This window comes from Paenibacillus sp. FW104-T2, assembly GCF_058789975.1.
Genome location: NZ_JBYTCE010000010.1, coordinates 181,426 through 197,598, shown reverse-complemented (window position 1 = coordinate 197,598; position 16,173 = coordinate 181,426). Strand labels below are relative to the sequence as shown.

16 protein-coding genes are annotated in these 16,173 nt (G+C 47.0%); 7 read left to right on the top strand and 9 right to left on the bottom strand.

Going from position 1 to position 16,173, the window contains the following annotated elements; genetic code table 11:
• Positions 1 to 214: 214 nt before the first annotated feature.
• Positions 215 to 928, bottom strand: a complete 714-nt coding sequence (locus AC3WQ3_RS15040; RefSeq protein WP_154895712.1) for a YceI family protein — start codon at positions 926 to 928, stop codon at positions 215 to 217.
• Positions 929 to 1,117: 189 nt separating this feature from the next.
• On the opposite strand from AC3WQ3_RS15040, the gene AC3WQ3_RS15035 reads away from it, so the two are divergent.
• Both AC3WQ3_RS15035 and AC3WQ3_RS15030 read left to right on the top strand, forming a co-directional pair.
• Positions 1,118 to 1,804, top strand: coding sequence for a response regulator transcription factor (locus AC3WQ3_RS15035; protein WP_492472646.1), 687 nt, complete (start codon positions 1,118 to 1,120; stop codon positions 1,802 to 1,804).
• Complete coding sequence (locus AC3WQ3_RS15030; protein WP_492472645.1) at positions 1,789 to 3,252, top strand: HAMP domain-containing sensor histidine kinase; 1,464 nt, start codon at positions 1,789 to 1,791, stop codon at positions 3,250 to 3,252. Before AC3WQ3_RS15035 ends, AC3WQ3_RS15030 begins: the two co-directional genes overlap by 16 nt.
• Positions 3,253 to 3,357: 105 nt before the next feature.
• On the opposite strand, the gene AC3WQ3_RS15025 is transcribed toward AC3WQ3_RS15030, so the two are convergent.
• Positions 3,358 to 4,170, bottom strand: coding sequence for an AAA family ATPase (locus AC3WQ3_RS15025; protein ID WP_492472644.1), 813 nt, complete (start codon positions 4,168 to 4,170; stop codon positions 3,358 to 3,360).
• 457 nt (positions 4,171 to 4,627) lie between these two features.
• Here AC3WQ3_RS15025 and AC3WQ3_RS15020 point away from each other — a divergent pair, with 457 nt between their 5' ends.
• Positions 4,628 to 4,780: a DUF1540 domain-containing protein gene (locus AC3WQ3_RS15020; protein WP_095292667.1), complete on the top strand. Its 153-nt coding sequence runs from the start codon at positions 4,628 to 4,630 to the stop codon at positions 4,778 to 4,780.
• Between the two features lie 204 nt (positions 4,781 to 4,984).
• Complete coding sequence (locus AC3WQ3_RS15015) at positions 4,985 to 6,442, top strand: 4-hydroxyphenylacetate 3-hydroxylase family protein (RefSeq protein WP_492472643.1); 1,458 nt, start codon at positions 4,985 to 4,987, stop codon at positions 6,440 to 6,442.
• Positions 6,443 to 6,468: 26 nt separating this feature from the next.
• On the opposite strand, the gene AC3WQ3_RS15010 is transcribed toward AC3WQ3_RS15015, so the two are convergent.
• The 3 genes from AC3WQ3_RS15010 to AC3WQ3_RS15000 are packed head-to-tail and all read right to left on the bottom strand — an operon-like array spanning position 6,469 to position 8,346.
• Positions 6,469 to 7,032 carry a nitroreductase family protein gene (locus AC3WQ3_RS15010; RefSeq protein WP_492472642.1) on the bottom strand — a complete coding sequence of 188 codons (564 nt, stop codon included), beginning with the start codon at positions 7,030 to 7,032 and terminating at the stop codon, positions 6,469 to 6,471.
• Positions 7,033 to 7,084: 52 nt separating this feature from the next.
• The gene (locus AC3WQ3_RS15005; protein WP_492472641.1) at positions 7,085 to 7,888 is read right to left on the bottom strand and encodes a hypothetical protein; all 804 of its coding nucleotides are present in this window, start codon (positions 7,886 to 7,888) and stop codon (positions 7,085 to 7,087) included.
• Between the two features lie 5 nt (positions 7,889 to 7,893).
• Positions 7,894 to 8,346, bottom strand: coding sequence for a flavodoxin (locus tag AC3WQ3_RS15000; protein ID WP_095292679.1), 453 nt, complete (start codon positions 8,344 to 8,346; stop codon positions 7,894 to 7,896).
• A 250-nt stretch (positions 8,347 to 8,596) separates the two neighbouring features.
• Between AC3WQ3_RS15000 and AC3WQ3_RS14995 the strand changes: the two genes are divergently transcribed.
• The 3 genes from AC3WQ3_RS14995 to AC3WQ3_RS14985 all read left to right on the top strand — a co-directional run bounded on the left by AC3WQ3_RS14995 (position 8,597) and on the right by AC3WQ3_RS14985 (position 10,691).
• Positions 8,597 to 9,460 carry a class I SAM-dependent methyltransferase gene (locus AC3WQ3_RS14995; RefSeq protein WP_095292682.1) on the top strand — a complete coding sequence of 288 codons (864 nt, stop codon included), beginning with the start codon at positions 8,597 to 8,599 and terminating at the stop codon, positions 9,458 to 9,460.
• Positions 9,460 to 10,185, top strand: coding sequence for an RluA family pseudouridine synthase (locus AC3WQ3_RS14990; RefSeq protein WP_492472640.1), 726 nt, complete (start codon positions 9,460 to 9,462; stop codon positions 10,183 to 10,185). The genes AC3WQ3_RS14995 and AC3WQ3_RS14990 overlap by 1 nt, the downstream gene beginning before the upstream one ends.
• Positions 10,186 to 10,346: 161 nt before the next feature.
• Positions 10,347 to 10,691, top strand: a complete 345-nt coding sequence (locus tag AC3WQ3_RS14985; RefSeq protein WP_154895702.1) for an MGMT family protein — start codon at positions 10,347 to 10,349, stop codon at positions 10,689 to 10,691.
• Positions 10,692 to 10,816: 125 nt separating this feature from the next.
• Here AC3WQ3_RS14985 and AC3WQ3_RS14980 read toward each other — a convergent pair whose 3' ends face one another.
• The 4 genes from AC3WQ3_RS14980 to gyrA all read right to left on the bottom strand — a co-directional run bounded on the left by AC3WQ3_RS14980 (position 10,817) and on the right by gyrA (position 16,171).
• Positions 10,817 to 12,328 (bottom strand): DHA2 family efflux MFS transporter permease subunit, encoded by a 1,512-nt coding sequence (locus AC3WQ3_RS14980; RefSeq protein WP_095292691.1) that lies wholly within the window; start codon positions 12,326 to 12,328, stop codon positions 10,817 to 10,819.
• Positions 12,325 to 12,771, bottom strand: a complete 447-nt coding sequence (locus AC3WQ3_RS14975) for a MarR family winged helix-turn-helix transcriptional regulator (protein ID WP_095361859.1) — start codon at positions 12,769 to 12,771, stop codon at positions 12,325 to 12,327. The genes AC3WQ3_RS14980 and AC3WQ3_RS14975 overlap by 4 nt, the downstream gene beginning before the upstream one ends.
• 268 nt (positions 12,772 to 13,039) lie before the next feature.
• Entirely contained in the window at positions 13,040 to 13,480 is a 441-nt protein-coding gene (locus AC3WQ3_RS14970; protein WP_095361860.1) for a MarR family winged helix-turn-helix transcriptional regulator, read from the bottom strand.
• A 228-nt stretch (positions 13,481 to 13,708) separates the two neighbouring features.
• A complete protein-coding gene (gene gyrA / locus AC3WQ3_RS14965; protein WP_336780784.1) occupies positions 13,709 to 16,171 on the bottom strand; it encodes a DNA gyrase subunit A in 2,463 nt (820 codons plus the stop codon).
• Positions 16,172 to 16,173 lie beyond the last annotated feature (2 nt).

Genomic DNA, 16,173 nt, shown 5'->3' with positions numbered 1-16,173 from the left:
TAATATCATTTGCTGCTAGCCGAACCATTCCAACCGTGAAGTCTCTCTGCTCCTCCTGTGTTAGAACAACGCCTTAACGCAAAAAAACCTGCCCCTTTGCCTACGGCATCTGGGACAGGTGTATTCATTGTATTATTCCTTCTGATGAGATCGGAGCAACAGTAATCCTATTTTGAATCAGGATCCGCGCCTCATTTTTTCACTCACAAATCATTTATTTGTCAAGCTTCAGTTCCAGTTGGACCTGAATATCATTCTCTGTGGATAACACAACCGAGTGAGGATTCTCCATACCGAAGTCTTCGAAAGTGACTGTTGTCGTTGCAGACAGCAGTACCTGATCATTTTCATAGGCGGCCTTTGCATCAAAAGTAACCTCTTTTTCGACGCCTTTAACCGTAAGGGTACCGTTCATTTTAAAATCCACGGTTTGTCCTGCAGTCCATTCCGCTGGAATGCCTTCAAAAGAAGTAGCGGTAAAAGTCGCTTGCGGATGTGTGCCAACATCGAAGAAATCAGCTTCTTTCACATGACCATCGCGCTGACCGTTACCCGAATCAATTCCGCTCATCTCAATCTGACCTTCCGCTTTCATCTGGGAAGCATCGTCCACATTAATCGCCCAGGTTCCACTTACCTGCTCGTCCACAAAATTGACAGTCTCCTGTGATGTCGTTACCGAGAAATACACCTTCGAGCCTTCGCTGATGGTCCAATCCCCGTTTAATTGCTCCGCGCTTGCTGCTTCATTTGCAACCGTCGTACCTGTGCCTGCATCCGTTGTGGATGCTGCGGTGCTTGCTGGTAGTACCTGCTCAATATCTACGTTATTCCCCATATAACTGTTAGCGACATAGTAACCTCCGCCCCCAAGAATTACGATTGCAGCAACTCCGGATATCACCCATGTTTTTGTCTTTTTATTCATCTCTATCTCCTCCAATTGGTCATTGTATAGTTGGTTGTTGCAAGAATCTTATCAACCCAATGTGTCAGGATGACGTCAAAAAGGATGAAAGCCTCATTCTTTTTTCTGAAAATATTTGCCTAATTGGCTTTAGGGCCCTGCTCATGTAAAATCAGTACACAAGCTTATGTCGTGAAAGGAGAAACCTTCTTGAAATCCATACTTATCGTTGAGGATGAGCAGGCAATTGCTCGTGTGCTGGCTGCTTATCTGAGAAAAGCGGGTTTTGATGTCCGTCATGCAGCAGATGGACCCACTGCTCTCACTTTATTTGATTCTGACGTACCCGCCCTGGTTCTGCTCGATGTCATGCTGCCAGGGATGGATGGTTGGGATCTGCTGCGGGTGATTCGTGAAAAAAGCCCTTGCCCTGTCATTATGCTAACGGCACTGGACGACATTCAGGACCGTCTCAATGGGCTGAATGCCGGTGCCGACGATTATATGAGCAAACCCTTCGTGCCGGAGGAAGTGGTTGCAAGAGTTAATGCCGTACTTCGCCGCAATCCACATTGGACAGCAGAAGGGGAAGGTAAACGTTATTTCGGCAATCTGGTCATTGATCTGGCAGCTAAACAGGTACTGCTGAATGGTGCAGAAGTGGCGTTAACGCCTCGCGACCTGTCGCTGCTGATGTTCCTATCTGAATATCCAAATCGAACGTTCACCCGGGAGCATCTCATTGAGCAGGTATGGGGCATGGAATATGACGGAAGCGACCGGGCTGTGGATCTTTCCATTAAACGGTTGCGTCAGGCCCTCTCCCACTGGCTGCCAGAAACAGGAGAAATCCGGACTTTAAGGGGAATGGGGTATCAATTTTGGATCGCAAACTAAGCCGTAAAACGCCTAAACGAAAAACTTCCATTCTCTCCTATTGGACACTTCAATATTTTCTGATCCTCTGTATCGGCTTCATCATAATTGTGGCAGGGGCACTCTACTGGATCAGGACCACTTCCCTGGAGAAAGGTCTCAAAACCGCTGAGCTTCTGGGTCTTGAAATTGCGGAGAAGGTATCCGGGACTGAAAACAAACTGCACATTCCTCCTGATCTGGATCGATTGGTGGACAAGCGTACCAAGCTTTTTAATACCGATAATCATTTTTGTATCATGATTCTCGACAACAACAATCAATTGATCTATTCCAAACCGAAAATGACCCAGCAGGAAGTTTACACTAGACTGTCAGATGATCTGTCGGAGCCGCGAAACCACAAATTTGCGGGTGTAACCGTCAATGTAGTGGATGCCGACCAGACGCTGGGTAAAGTATGGGTGCTGCAGTCCAAAAAAGCCATAACTTACAGTCCCGACACTCTGCTGATTGTAGGTCTGCTGTTTGCTGCTCTCATTCTGTGTGGCTGGTTTACGATCTATCTTCTGTCCCGCAAGCTGTCCAAACCCATTCGCCAGGTTGCACATGCCGCAGAGCAGATTCGAACCGGCAATTATGATGTAAACCTGAATCTGGACACCAGGGAGCAGGAAATGAATGAACTCGTCCATTCTTTTCGTGAAATGTCCCTGCGATTACAGCAGCTGGAGGAATGGCGTAATCTCTCACTGGCAGGCGTTACCCATGAGCTGAAAACCCCGGTTACCTCCATCAAAGGACTGGTTATGGCTGTTCGAGATGATATTGTTAGCCCGCAGGAAGGCAAAGAGTTTCTCGATATCGCCTTAAAAGAATCCGAACGTATGGAACGCATGGTGGCTGATCTTCTGGACTATAATGCCATGAGTGCAGGCAGTGTTGCCGTACGCCATGAGCGCGTCGATCTGAGTCTGCTGGTTGGGGAGATTATTTACCAGTGGAAAATCGCTTACGAGGATCAATCACCGGAAGTTGCAATGCATGTACCTGCGGGGGCACTGTATACGATCGGTGATGCATTGCGGATTCAGCAAATTATCGTCAATCTGCTGAATAATGGTTTGCAGGCCACTGCTTCGGGACAAACCACATTGTTCGAGATTCGCCTGCGTGCTGAAGAAAACTATCTCTACGTAGACGTACTGGACAACGGAACAGGAATTGCCGAGGAAGATCAATTCAAAATATTTGAACGTTTCTACCGAGGCGAGCTCAAAAAGCGTCAGTCTCGGGGATTGGGACTTGGGCTCACCTACAGCCGCCTTCTTGCTCAAGCACAAGGTGGAGATCTGACCCTCACCTCAAGCAGCCCAAAAGGAAGTCAGTTTACGCTGAAACTGCCACGCTGGAAGACACCTGAAGCAACCACTCCCGAAAAAGCGTACCGTTCACCAGCAAATGCTTAAAACATCTTAAACAGCAGAACAGCCCGGCCCGGGTTCCTGAATGGATCCCTGGCAGGGCTGTTTCATTATATTTTGTTTATCGGACAGTAATGTTCCGCTCAGCTTCTATGTAGATAATAATCGCGGCATATACTCATCATATGCATCAGTTATCAATTGTTCATGCAATGGGCTGTCCATAATAATCGCTTTCCGTTTGGCTTTGAGCACAATCTGCTCCACATCGGCGTAACTGCACCCTTTTAACTGCTTGCACATATAGGTTTTCAGGTCTGGCTGATGCTCAAATTGTCCAACCAGTTTGTTGATATATCGCTGCCTGCTCTCTTCATCCGGCATGGCATACGTTATTTTGGTATCAAATCGACGCCATACGGCATGATCCAGTTGGGTTTCCAAATTGGTGGCTGCCACCAGTACGCTATCGCCATCGAATTCATCCAGACACTGCAGCAAGGTATTAACTACCCTGGCCATCTCTTTCACTTCATCATTGCTCTCCCGGGTGCGGCCAATGGCATCGAACTCATCCAAAAACAACACACAGGGATTCAGACGTGCATACTCAAAAAGTTTACGTACATTCGTAGCCGTCTCTCCCAAATGGCTGTGAATGATTGCGTCCAGACGTACTAAAACCAGTGGGAGATTAAGCCGAGAGGCCAGGTAGGATGCCGTTAAAGTCTTCCCCGTGCCAGGAGGACCAAACATGACCAATTTGTTTGGCATGGAAACATCATGCTCCACAAAGCGTTCCTTCATACCGAGAATGGTCAGGAATTCCTCGATGATACGCTCGTTCTCCTGTGAGAAGACAATGTGCTTTACTTTGCGTGTACACTCTTTCGGTGAATAAAAAGCAGCCATATCCATTCCCTTGGCACGGGGAATACGGTTCATATGATTTGTTTTGCTCATGTTTGAATAACTCTCCTTCCGTTTATGCCAGGAGAGTAAGCTGCGAATCTCCAAGCCTTAAGGAATTGATGTTTGAGAAACCGAATAAAGAGGTCACGATCAACTATGATTTATAAACATCACTTTAAACGACTTAATAATAGTTTTTTGGAAATTTGTTGTGAGTTTCTTATTGAACTTCCGTTTAATCGTAATTATTACTATTTAATCATAACATACGACCGCCTTTTTGCAAAGTCAGTCTTCCTCGCTCGCGCAAAAAGCGTTGTATATGCATTGCACATGTTGCATGCGTTGCCCAAATTTGCTATTCTGAAAGTGCATCGTTGTGTATAACGCAAATAAGCCCTCTTTATTAAGAGGACAAAATGTTCCGAACTTCAAGCGGCAACTTGGTAAGTCGGAATTATCTTTATACCAACGAATGTAATCTAACTCAAAAGTGAGGTTATTAATCATGGCAAAAGACGTATTGTGTGAAGTAAATTCCTGTGTTCACTGGGCTGAAGAGAACAAATGTAATGCTGATTCGATTTATATCGTGAGCCACAGTTCACAAGAAGCAAGCAAGTCTGCTGAAACAGACTGCAAAACCTTTGAAGTAAAATAAAGACTTTACCATTGTTTTAAGTTAAAGGAGCCCTGGCCGGTTCCTTTTTCTTTTTGTATTGTAACAAGAATGATAATTATTATCAAGCCCTTTTTGCCAAGTTCGTTATTCCTCTGTCAGGATGCACATAAAGAAGGCTGCCTACGTAAACTACGAGAGCAGTCTATCTGCCCATGAACGATTAGATCCAAGAGGTGAATAACGATGCCTGTTAAAAGTGGCAAGCAGTACATTGAACGAATCAATTCCCAGAGTGTCCCCTGTTGGTATAAGGGAGAACTCGTTACGGGTAAAAGATCAGAACATCTTGCTTTCAAAGGCCTCATGGAGACACAAGCGCAACTCTACGACATGCAATCAGATCCGCTGCTTGCAGGTAAGATGACGTACGAATCCCCCGTAGACGGGAAACCGGTGGGACTGTCATTTCTGCCGCCCACCACAGTTGATGATCTGCGGAGACGGCGTGAAGCGATGAGTGTCTGGTCAAACGTTCATCACGGGTTTCTGGGTCGGTCACCCGATTATATGAACACGGCCATCATGTCATTCTACACTGCAGCGGAGCTCCTTAACGAGTTATCTCCGCAGTACGCTGAAAATCTGAGGAACTACTATGCCTTCTGTCGTGACAATGATATTACCCTCTCTCATGCCTTTATACAACCACACGCCAGCAAAATATCCGGGCAGATGGATGCTACCGAGGATGCAATCGCAGCCAAGGTGGTTGAACGTACTGAAGATGGTCTTATCATCACCGGGGCATTCATGATGGCTACACAGGGTGCTACATGTGATGAAATTTTTGTATACCCGTCACCCTCACCAGCCCCTTTTGACGATGAAAATCCGTTTGCCTTCGCGTTTGCCGTGCCTAACGATCTTCCAGGCATCACCCTCGTATGTCGGGATACCTACGCATCTGAATCCCGCTTTAATTTCCCGCTCAGCTCCAGATACGAAGAGATGGATAACATCGTCATTTTTGATCATGTCTTAGTGCCCCATGATCGGATTTTCTTTGCTGGAAACGAAGAAATGTCCTCGCGTTTATTTAACGGAAGCAACTTCCACATACACGCAGGACATCAGGTTTTATGCCGATATATTGCCAAAACTGAATTCATCCTGGGAACACTTCAGCTGCTCACCGATACGCTTGACCTCGCCTCCGAAGCACACGTCGTTGAGAAAACGGCACGTGTACTAGCCGGACTCGAGTCTCTTAAGGCGTTAGCCATCGCTGCTGAAGCTGGCGCCGTGCCAGATGGTCGAGGTTTTATACTGCCTGCACCACAGCCACTGATGGCTGCCAATATACTATATCCGAAGCTGTATCCCGAGATGATTGAAATCATCCAGCTAATGGCCTCAAGCGGGATGATTATGGTGCCTCAGGAGGAAGAATTCAAAACGGATGCAGCAACGCATTTGGACATCTACCTGAGAGGAACGGATATGACAGCACAGCAGCGCACTTCCCTTTTCCGTTTGATCTGGGAGCTCGGTGCAGGTTCATTCGGTGGCAGACAGACCCAATTCGAACGTTTTTTCTTCGGGAACAGTATTACCGTATCCAACCGCTTGTACTTGACCTATTCTGGCGTAGACACGTACCGCCAGCTAGTTAGCCGTTTTCTGGAAGACACGCATCGTTAATTTCTGTTCGCCTAAGAGGCAGCGTTTTAAACCAGATGGTCGTAGACTGTCATCAGTTCAGAGGCTGGTCTGCTAACATCCACATCTCTTAATGCAGGCTGGTCTCCGTAACCGATGTGAAAGACTCCTAATACCTGCTCTTCACTGGTTAAGCCCATCAGATTCATAAAAACGGGGTGCTGCTGATAATCATTCATTTTCCAAACGGCATGCAGTCCCTGTTCTGCTGCCAGCATGGAGAATCGCCTGCTCCAGGCTTTTGCAGGCAGTATATGATCCTCTTGATTGTTGGTTGGTGCAACAACAATCAGATGCGCAGGGATGGCTTCTGTATATTGATATGCGGCCCAGTCACCATATCGGTCTGCCAAGTGAGGAGGATAGCTCTGTCTGACCGCTTCCAGATAGAGCTGGCGCCCTTCTCCAGCAAAAAGCATAAATCGCCAGGGTTTAGAACTCATCACGTACAAGGAAGGGTCTGCCTCATCCAGCAAACGTCCAATCACCGATTGTGGTACCGGAAGCGGGCTGAATTCGCAGCTTCCTGCACGCTTCTTGCCACTCCCCAACTGATTCACACCGGTTAACATTGTGTCGCTCCTCCTTTATCTTCACTTTCTGTCAGACACTCTTCATGCAGATCTACATGAGCCAGTTTTTCTTGGGCTCTACTTCACTTCTTCTTCGGTCCACTTCCTCATGTATCCGGGCTTTATCACGGGAGGTGAAATGTTCCGTTGCCGAATTTTCCGTTTGCGGGATACTGTCACGAACAAGCCTAATGTAATCCATTGAACGAATCAGGGATTGACGTCCCGGAATGAATCGAATTTTACGACCTTCGAGCAAACAGTAAATTTCAATCATGCCAGGCAGCTTCCCGAAGGCTTCCCAGCAAAACACACTGGCCATATGCTGAAAAGCTTCAACTACGTTTGGATCGTGGACCACCATGAATTTCTGAAGCAACAGAGAGTCCCACCCTTCCGGTTGCCAAGCTGTCTGGAAAATCATCGACAAGTGCATGGAAAGTGCAGGAATTTCGGTTTTCCACTGTTCAAACAGAATCATGGGATGCTTCAAGTCATCGTTCATGGCGATTGCCAATGATAGTTCATCAATGACTTTATTTTTCACATCCCAGTAATGAAGGATGGAGTCGAAACCTGCTGCCTTTTTCGGCCACCACTTTTCCAGCAGATATTGTACCGGAACCTCCTTGCGCACATCGGGGTCCATACTATAAAAGGCATTAACCGCATGACTGACCGCATACTGAACGCGGTGTCTCCATTGCAGCGGGGCACGCTCTGCAGCCTCCGATTCTGGGCGAATGAATCGATGCGGGCTGCGAAGCATCTCCTCCAATTTATAATCCTCAAGCAGTCTCTCCGAATGGTCCGTACCTCTCGGCTGAACGGCTGCCTGAACATTAGGTTTCAACATGGTTTCTAGGACACCTGTAATCCGGCAGCAGCGAAGCGTTTACCGAATTCACGGCATGTATCCTTCTCCTGCTCCATCGGACTGTACTCAATCTTCAGCATCTCTGGAGATACTTCCGCCCCGCGCTCCTGCAGCTTCGCAGCTGCAAGATCCACTGCTCCGCAAAATTGTTCATAAGATGTGTCACCGCTGCCGAAGACAGCCGCTCGTTTGCCACTCAGGTCCAGTTCATCCAGTTCTTCGTAAAAATCAAGGAATTCATCTGGCAGTTCCCCGTCTCCCCATGTGTATACCCCTATCAGGAAACCATCATATTCAAGCACGTCCGCTGCATTGCAATCCATTACATCCTTGAGGACTGCCTCATGCCCTCCCTGTGTAATTCCTTCTACAATCAGCTCTGCAATTTCTTCCGTATTTCCAGTCATGCTCGCATAAGCCACCAACAATTTAGCCATCTATTTTTCCCTCACTTTAATTTAGTCATCTAGATCATGCAGTTCATAAGGATATCTGAATTATCAAAATCATATGTGATAATGATTATCATTGTCAAATTAAATTTTCATCTTTTCTTCATTTTTCGTATATGGCTACACAGCAAATTCAACACAACCAAAGTCCCTTCTGCCCACCCCAACTGGCGTACAGCCCCTTTTTTGTTGTACAATAGTATCCAAATGACTTTTGAAGGATGGATAAACGACTATGTACGTAGCATCGAACTGGAAGGACTATGAAGTAATCGATACAGGAGGCGGCGAGAAACTGGAGCGTTGGGGCGATGTCATCTTGCGCAGACCCGATCCACAGATTATTTGGCCTCTCGAAAAAGAAACCAATGAATGGCGCCAGGTGCATGGTCACTATCACCGCAGCTCTTCCGGCGGCGGCAGCTGGGATATGAAGAAGCCAATTCCGGAACGCTGGACCATCGGATACGAAAACCTTAAATTTCACATCAAACCGACCAGCTTCAAGCATACAGGCCTGTTCCCTGAACAAGCTGCCAACTGGAGCTGGATGATGGATAAAATCTCGAATGCAGGACGGCCCATCTCCGTACTTAACCTCTTTGCCTACACGGGCGGTGCGACGGTTGCTGCAGCTTATGCCGGCGCTTCGGTAGTTCACGTGGATGCAGCCAAAGGCATGGTGCAGTGGGCCAAGGAGAACGTTCAACTCTCGGGTCTTGCAGACCGCCCTGTTCGTTTTATTACAGATGATGTATTCAAATTCGTACAACGTGAACAGCGCCGTGGTAACCGTTACGATGCGATTATTATGGATCCTCCGTCCTACGGGCGGGGACCTAACGGAGAGACGTGGAAGCTGGAAGAGAACCTCTACCCCTTCTTGAAATCTTGCATGAGCATTTTGTCGGATAACCCACTATTCATGCTGGTTAATTCCTACACTACTGGTATCTCATCCACAGTTCTGCGCAACATGCTGACGATGACGATGTCTGCTCAATACGGAGGCAGCATTACTGCAGGTGAAATCGGTCTGCCGATTACACGCAGTGGTTTGGACCTGCCTTGCGGCATTCTGGGCCGCTGGGAGTCATGATGTCTGATCACGTACAGCCATCAGGTGATATTCCTGTACTATATGAGGATAATCACCTGTTAGGCATTACGAAACCTGTTAATGTCCCCACCCAGGAGGATGCGTCGGGAGACCCCGATCTGCTCACGCTCTTGAAGCAGGATTTGAAGGAACGGTACAATAAACCTGGTAATGTATATCTCGGTCTGGTTCACAGGCTGGATCGCCCCGTTGGAGGCGCAATGATTTTTGCCAAAACCTCCAAGGCGGCTTCCAGATTGTCTGAAACGGTCCGCGGACGACATTTCCGCAAAATATACGCTGCCGTCGTTCATGGTAAACTACCTGCGCAGAAGGGTACGTTGAGACATACTTTGCTGAAAGATGCGCGAACCAACACAGTAACAGCTGTACCAAAAGGTACCCCCGGCGGTAAAGAAGCTGTTCTGGATTACCAGGTTATCGGTCAAACGGATCGATACAGTCTGGTACACATCGAACTTCATACCGGAAGATCGCACCAGATTCGAGTTCAAATGAAAGAATCTGGCTGTCCCTTGTTTGGAGATCAGAAGTACGGTGCTGGTGTGAACAAGCCCGGCCAGCAGATCGCTCTCTGGTCTGCCATCGCGGCTTTTCCGCACCCGGTAACCAAGGAAGAGATCACATTAAGATCGCTACCTCCCCGCGAGTTCCCATGGGCGGAATGGCCATCTGGCTTGTATGAGGATGCGTTTAAAGAATAATGGACAAACCGTGTATCCGAATCTATATTCTGGGTACACGGTTTTTTTAACAATGTATCTTGATCGAAACGACAATGTATTACGACCATTCAAGATAAGACGAAGATCTATAGAGAAAAGAGCCATTACTCCTGAGATGGAGAAAGGAAGTTTGCATCCTAATGACACCGTTCACTAAACAAGTCGTGGCCATTATTGCATCTATACCGGAAGGCAAAGTCATGACCTATGGCCAGATAGCCGCTCTTGCGGGCAGCCCCCGTGCTGCAAGGCAGGTTGTGCGCATTCTTCACTCCATGAGCCGCAAGGAGCGACTTCCCTGGCATCGTGTTGTTAACGCCAAAGGAGAGATAGCCATTCCGGATGAACACTCTCGCTTGATGCAGGAGACCGAGCTCATCAGCGAAGGTGTTGAATTTCAGCTGAATGGAACCATTAACCTCCAGCAGTTTGGATATGATCCTGGGCCTGTATTTCTTGACGGTTTATCAGATAACCAGGAATAATTCATATTCACTCTCCAATACAAAAAGAGCCCCAGCAGTTCAAACTGCCGAGGCTCTCTCTCATTCAATCGCTTTGTATAAAGCGTAGATCGTATGAATATTAAACGATGATACCAATAATATTTTTAAGCTGTTGCATTCGCTTTTTGATGCTGTTCCACCGGTGTCGGTTCAATCGCCGGCTTCGTCTTACGGATAAAGAACGCCAGAAGCATTGCGGCAACGGTCATCCAGGTAGCTACCGTAAATGCGTAGTTTACCCCGTAGATGGTTGCATCTGCCGTAGCACCGAGCATAGCAGCTTGATCCTCAGGATTAATCTGTCCCAAAGCAAGCGTATCTGCCAGGTGGGATTTCAATTTACTGCTCATGATCGTAACCAGAATGGCTGTACCAATCGCACCAGCAACCGTACGAAGTGTGTTGGACATTGCTGTACCGTGTGCATTCAAACGCTGTGGCAGTTGGTTCAAGCCGGCAGTCTGAATCGGCATCATCAACATCGACATACCGAACATACGTGCAGTATAGATAAACATCATGTAGCCATATGTTGTATCAATGGACAGGCGGCTTAGCCCCCATGTCGTAATTGCAGTAATCGCAAGACCTGCAACGGACAGCCAGCGAGCACCAACTTTGTCAAAGATACGGCCAGTGATTGGAGACATAATCCCCATCAGAATCGCACCAGGCATCATGAGCAAACCTGATTCAATTGGTGAGAAGCCGCGAATATTTTGCAGGAAAATCGGAAGCAAAATCATGCCGGCAAACATCGCCATGGTCACAAGCATATTAATAATCGTAGTTAATGTGTACATGTTGTATTTGAAAATACGGAATTCCAGCAGTGGATGATCCGTTGTCAGTTGACGAACTACGAACAGGATCAGCGATATGGCACCTACGACCAGACAGCTGATAACAATTGCGCTTCCCCATCCATCTGTACCAGCATCACTGAAGCCGTACAACAAGCTACCAAATCCAAGTGTGGACAAAACAACGCCTGGATAATCGAGTTTCGGTTTGGATTGACGGGTTACATTTTTGACAAATGCAATACCGATTGCTGTTGCAATCACGGAGAATGGCAAGATGATGTAGAACAGCAGTCTCCAGGAATAATGTTCTACGACATAACCGGAAAGCGTTGGTCCAATGGCCGGAGCAAGGATCATGGCAATCCCCATTGTACCCATGGCCTGACCGCGTTTCTCGATCGGGAAAATGGTCAGGAAAACGACAGTCATCAGAGGCATCAGAATACCTGCGCCTGCCGCTTGAATCACACGACCAACCATCAGAATGGAGAAATTCGGACTAATTCCGCAGACGAGTGTTCCTAATGTAAATAACGTCATTGCCGTAATAAAGATCTGACGTGTTGAAAATCTGGCAATCAGATAAGCCGTAACCGGAATTAACACGCCATTGACAAGCATGTATCCCGTTGTCAGCCATTGGGCTGTATTCGCCCCGATACCGAGATCTTCCATGATTTTAGGAAGAGCCACGTTCATCAGGGTTTGGTTCAAGAAGGCTACAAATGCACCAATTAGCAGCGCGGCTACAATCGGTCCCTTCTTAATGTTGTCCATCGCAGAGGATGGAGCTGCAGCGGTAGTACTCATGGGTTGTTCATCTCTCTTCCTTCTAACTTTTCAATCATTTGAGTATGAATTCTTAGCAGATGCTCAAGATCTTCTTTTGGAATATCCAATATGGGAGATACTCTTTCCATCCACAACTGGTGTGTTTCCTGCTGTGCCTTATCTCCTTTATCCGTAATTTGCAGCATGACGGATCGGCGATCAGAATGGGAACGTGTCCGGACTATGTATTCACCCTTGACCAGACGTTCAACCACAGCACTCATGGAACTGCTGCCCATATGGCAGAGCTCAGCCACCTCGTTGATGCCAATGGAAGGACGCTCCTTCAAAATGGATAACACCATAAATTGAATCGAAGTTAACTCAATCTGCTTGTTTTCATTCCAGAATGCCCGAAACAGCATTTGATTCACTTGCCGGAACGAATTGATAATGTAGAATACTTCATACGTATCAATCATTAATTCACCCTTTTTACTTTTGGAATATAATATTTCGCACACGAAATATCAGGGGAACAATTATTTATTATAACAAAAATAATGACATAGTCAACTCTTTACATATGAATTTTCTGAAATAATTCATTGCCCTATGAGACAGACAAATCAATTCACTCCAGCCAAAATAAAATACCATAGCACTCCAGCTTGTATCCGCAGGAGTGCTATGGTATAGCATTAATTTTAAATCATATCATCATGAATTAGCCCCTGTCCATCATTGTCATTAGGATGTGGAGGACAACGCATGCTCCTTTGTTTTGGGTGCTGTCATCTTACCCAGTAGATAGACAAGCAGCTGTTGGTTGTGCATTGAAATATTGCTAAGTACGGAATTCATGAAATCATTTCGAATGGCAACGCCACGTTCTGTCTCCATTCGTCCCTTGTCAGATAAGGATACCCACACAATTCTTCGATCGTTATCATCCCGATCTCTGCGGATCAAATTGTTTTTTTCCATACGGTCAAGCAGCATGGTTACGGCCGCAGGTGTTGTAGCCAAAAAAGGAATCAGATCGGATGGCTTCATTTTCTGATGATCCTCAAGAACCTCCAATACAGCCAGCTGTGCCTCTGTTAAAGAGGGGGCCAGTTCCTGATCCATATGCAGCTTATAGTCCTTGGTGAGCCTTGACCAGCACTTGGCAAAATCGGAATTATACATCTTGAATCGCTCCTCTCTGCAACCCGGTTTTTCACTTCACTAGCTTAACTTTTCGCTCTAAAAACCCGCATTCCTGCTGCATTTTTTCAATTTCCCAGCGATCGACCGTAATCGACGAAGGTTGTTAAACTTCGCATGGACAGCCTCTTTTAATCCGAGTTTGAACAACAAAAAAAGACTCTTTGCACGACAGAGTCAACTGCTGTGCAAAAAGTCTATTTACTCATTTTACGATGTTGATGCTGGCTGATTTTCATCGAAATTCATGAGAAGTTCCACGATTTCATCCTGTTTATCCACATGAACCAGCAGCTTGCCAATATGTTTGCGTTCCGTAATCGGTACACCTTCAGAAGAAATCGGATACGCCTGCCCTTCTTTGGTCATTACCGTTACGTTTCGTTGTTCCCTGCAATAGAATGCCCCAGCTATGCGGCTTCCGTTCGGTTTCACACGCTTGCCTTCTTTGAATTCGAATGTGGCAATACCTTTGCCTCCGCGACTTTGCAATGCATAGTCCAGCAGCAGCGAACGTTTACCGTAGCCCAAGTCGGACAGCACGGCAATCTCGCCCTCATCTCCTTCTACCCATAAGGCAGAAACGACCTCATCCGTCTCTTTTAACTGAATACCACGAACCCCTCCGGATACCCGTCCCATTGGATTGACCTCATCTTCACGGAAACGGATCGCCATCGCTTCCTTGGTGATCAGCATAATATCCTTGCCACCTGTGCTTAGATGTACCGACAATACCTCATCGTCCTTACCCACTTTGCAAGCAGCTACAGCTCCGGAACGTTTGGTGATGTACTCTTTCAGCTCAGTACGCTTCACCTGTCCCTTACGTGTAACGAAGACGAGACTGTGACCTTCTTCTTCGAAGGACTTGACTGCGAGCACACTTGCGATACGATCATCCTTCGCTAACGGGATGACATTGACAATGGCTGTTCCGGGATCTTTCCACTTGAATTCCGGCACCTGGTGAACAGGCAGCAAAAAGTACTGGCCTTTTTGCGTGAACACGAGCAGGTTTTCAAGCGTATTAACTTCAAGCACCTGTGAAATATAGTCGCCTTCCTTTACACCGCTTCCGTTGCGCTCGCCGCCTGAACGAGTAAAGGACTGCATGCCCGTACGTTTCACATAGCCCTCTTTGGATAATGTAACAAATACATCTTCCGCGTTGACGAGGACTTCCAGATTAACCTTAAGTTCTTCCACCTCACCCTGAATGGCCGAACGACGGTCGATCCCGTATTTCTCCCGGATCTCCATCAATTCTTTGCGGATGACACCAATTAGCTTGCGATCGCTATCCAGAATGGAGCGTAACTGGGCAATCTTTTTCATCAGATCGTCAAGCTCCTTCTGGAGGGATGTGATCTCCAGATTGGTCAAACGGTACAGCTGCAGCGTCAAGATTGAATCCGCCTGGCGCTCCGAGAATCCGAACATCCACATCAGATTATTTTGCGCGTCCTGGCGATTTTTGGATGCCTTGATTGCTGCGATAACTTCATCAAGAATGTTCAGCGCCTTGACCAGACCCTCCAGCACGTGTGCACGGTCTTCCGCTTTCTCAAGCTCATACTTGGTCCGGAATGTCACAACCTCACGCTGATGGGCAATATAGGCTTCCAGGATGGATTTCAACCCAAGCTGTTGAGGTGCCTTGTTCACGATGGCAACCATGTTAAAATTGTAGGTTACCTGAAGATCGGTTTTTTTCAGTAAATAAGCCAGAATACCTTGCGCATCCGCTTCTTTTTTCAATTCAACCACGATACGCAGACCGTCACGTCCACTCTCATCGCGAACTTCGGCAATACCTTCTACTTTTTTCTCAAGTCGAATATTCTCCATGGCTGTAACAAGTCTGGATTTTACCACCTGATATGGAATCTCAGTGATGACAATCTGCTGTTTGCCACCGCGCATATTCTCGATATCCGTTTTCGAGCGAATGTAAATTCTTCCTTTGCCTGTCCGATAAGCATCCAGAATACCTTCGCCACCCATGATTAAGCCGCCTGTAGGAAAATCCGGGCCTTTCATGAACATCATGATCTCGTCCAGCTCAATCGATGGTTTTTCCATCACTGCGATGCAGGCATCAATGACTTCACGCAGATTATGCGTTGGTATCTCGGTTGCAAAGCCGGAAGAAATCCCACTTACGCCATTAACCAGTAGGTTGGGATAACGAGATGGCAGCACAACCGGCTCTTTGGCTGTATTATCGAAATTGTCCTTAAACAGAACGGTCCGTTTCTCGATATCTCGCAGCATCTCCATGGCGATCGGCGACAATCGGGCCTCTGTATACCGCATCGCTGCAGCCGGGTCATCATCCTGTGATCCCCAGTTACCATGACCGTCTACGAGCACATGGCCCATTTTCCAAGGTTGTGCCATCCGCACCATACCATCATAGATGGATGAGTCACCATGGGGATGGTAGTTACCCATCACATCACCGACGGTTTTTGCAGATTTACGATAAGGCTTTTCAGGCGTATTACCGGAATCGTACATGGCGTATAGAATACGACGCTGCACGGGTTTTAACCCATCCCGAACATCGGGAATGGCCCGATCCTGAATAATATATTTGGAGTAGCGACCGAACCGGTCACCGACGACCTCTTCGAGAAAGGCCGGCAAAAATTGTTCTGATAGACTCATTC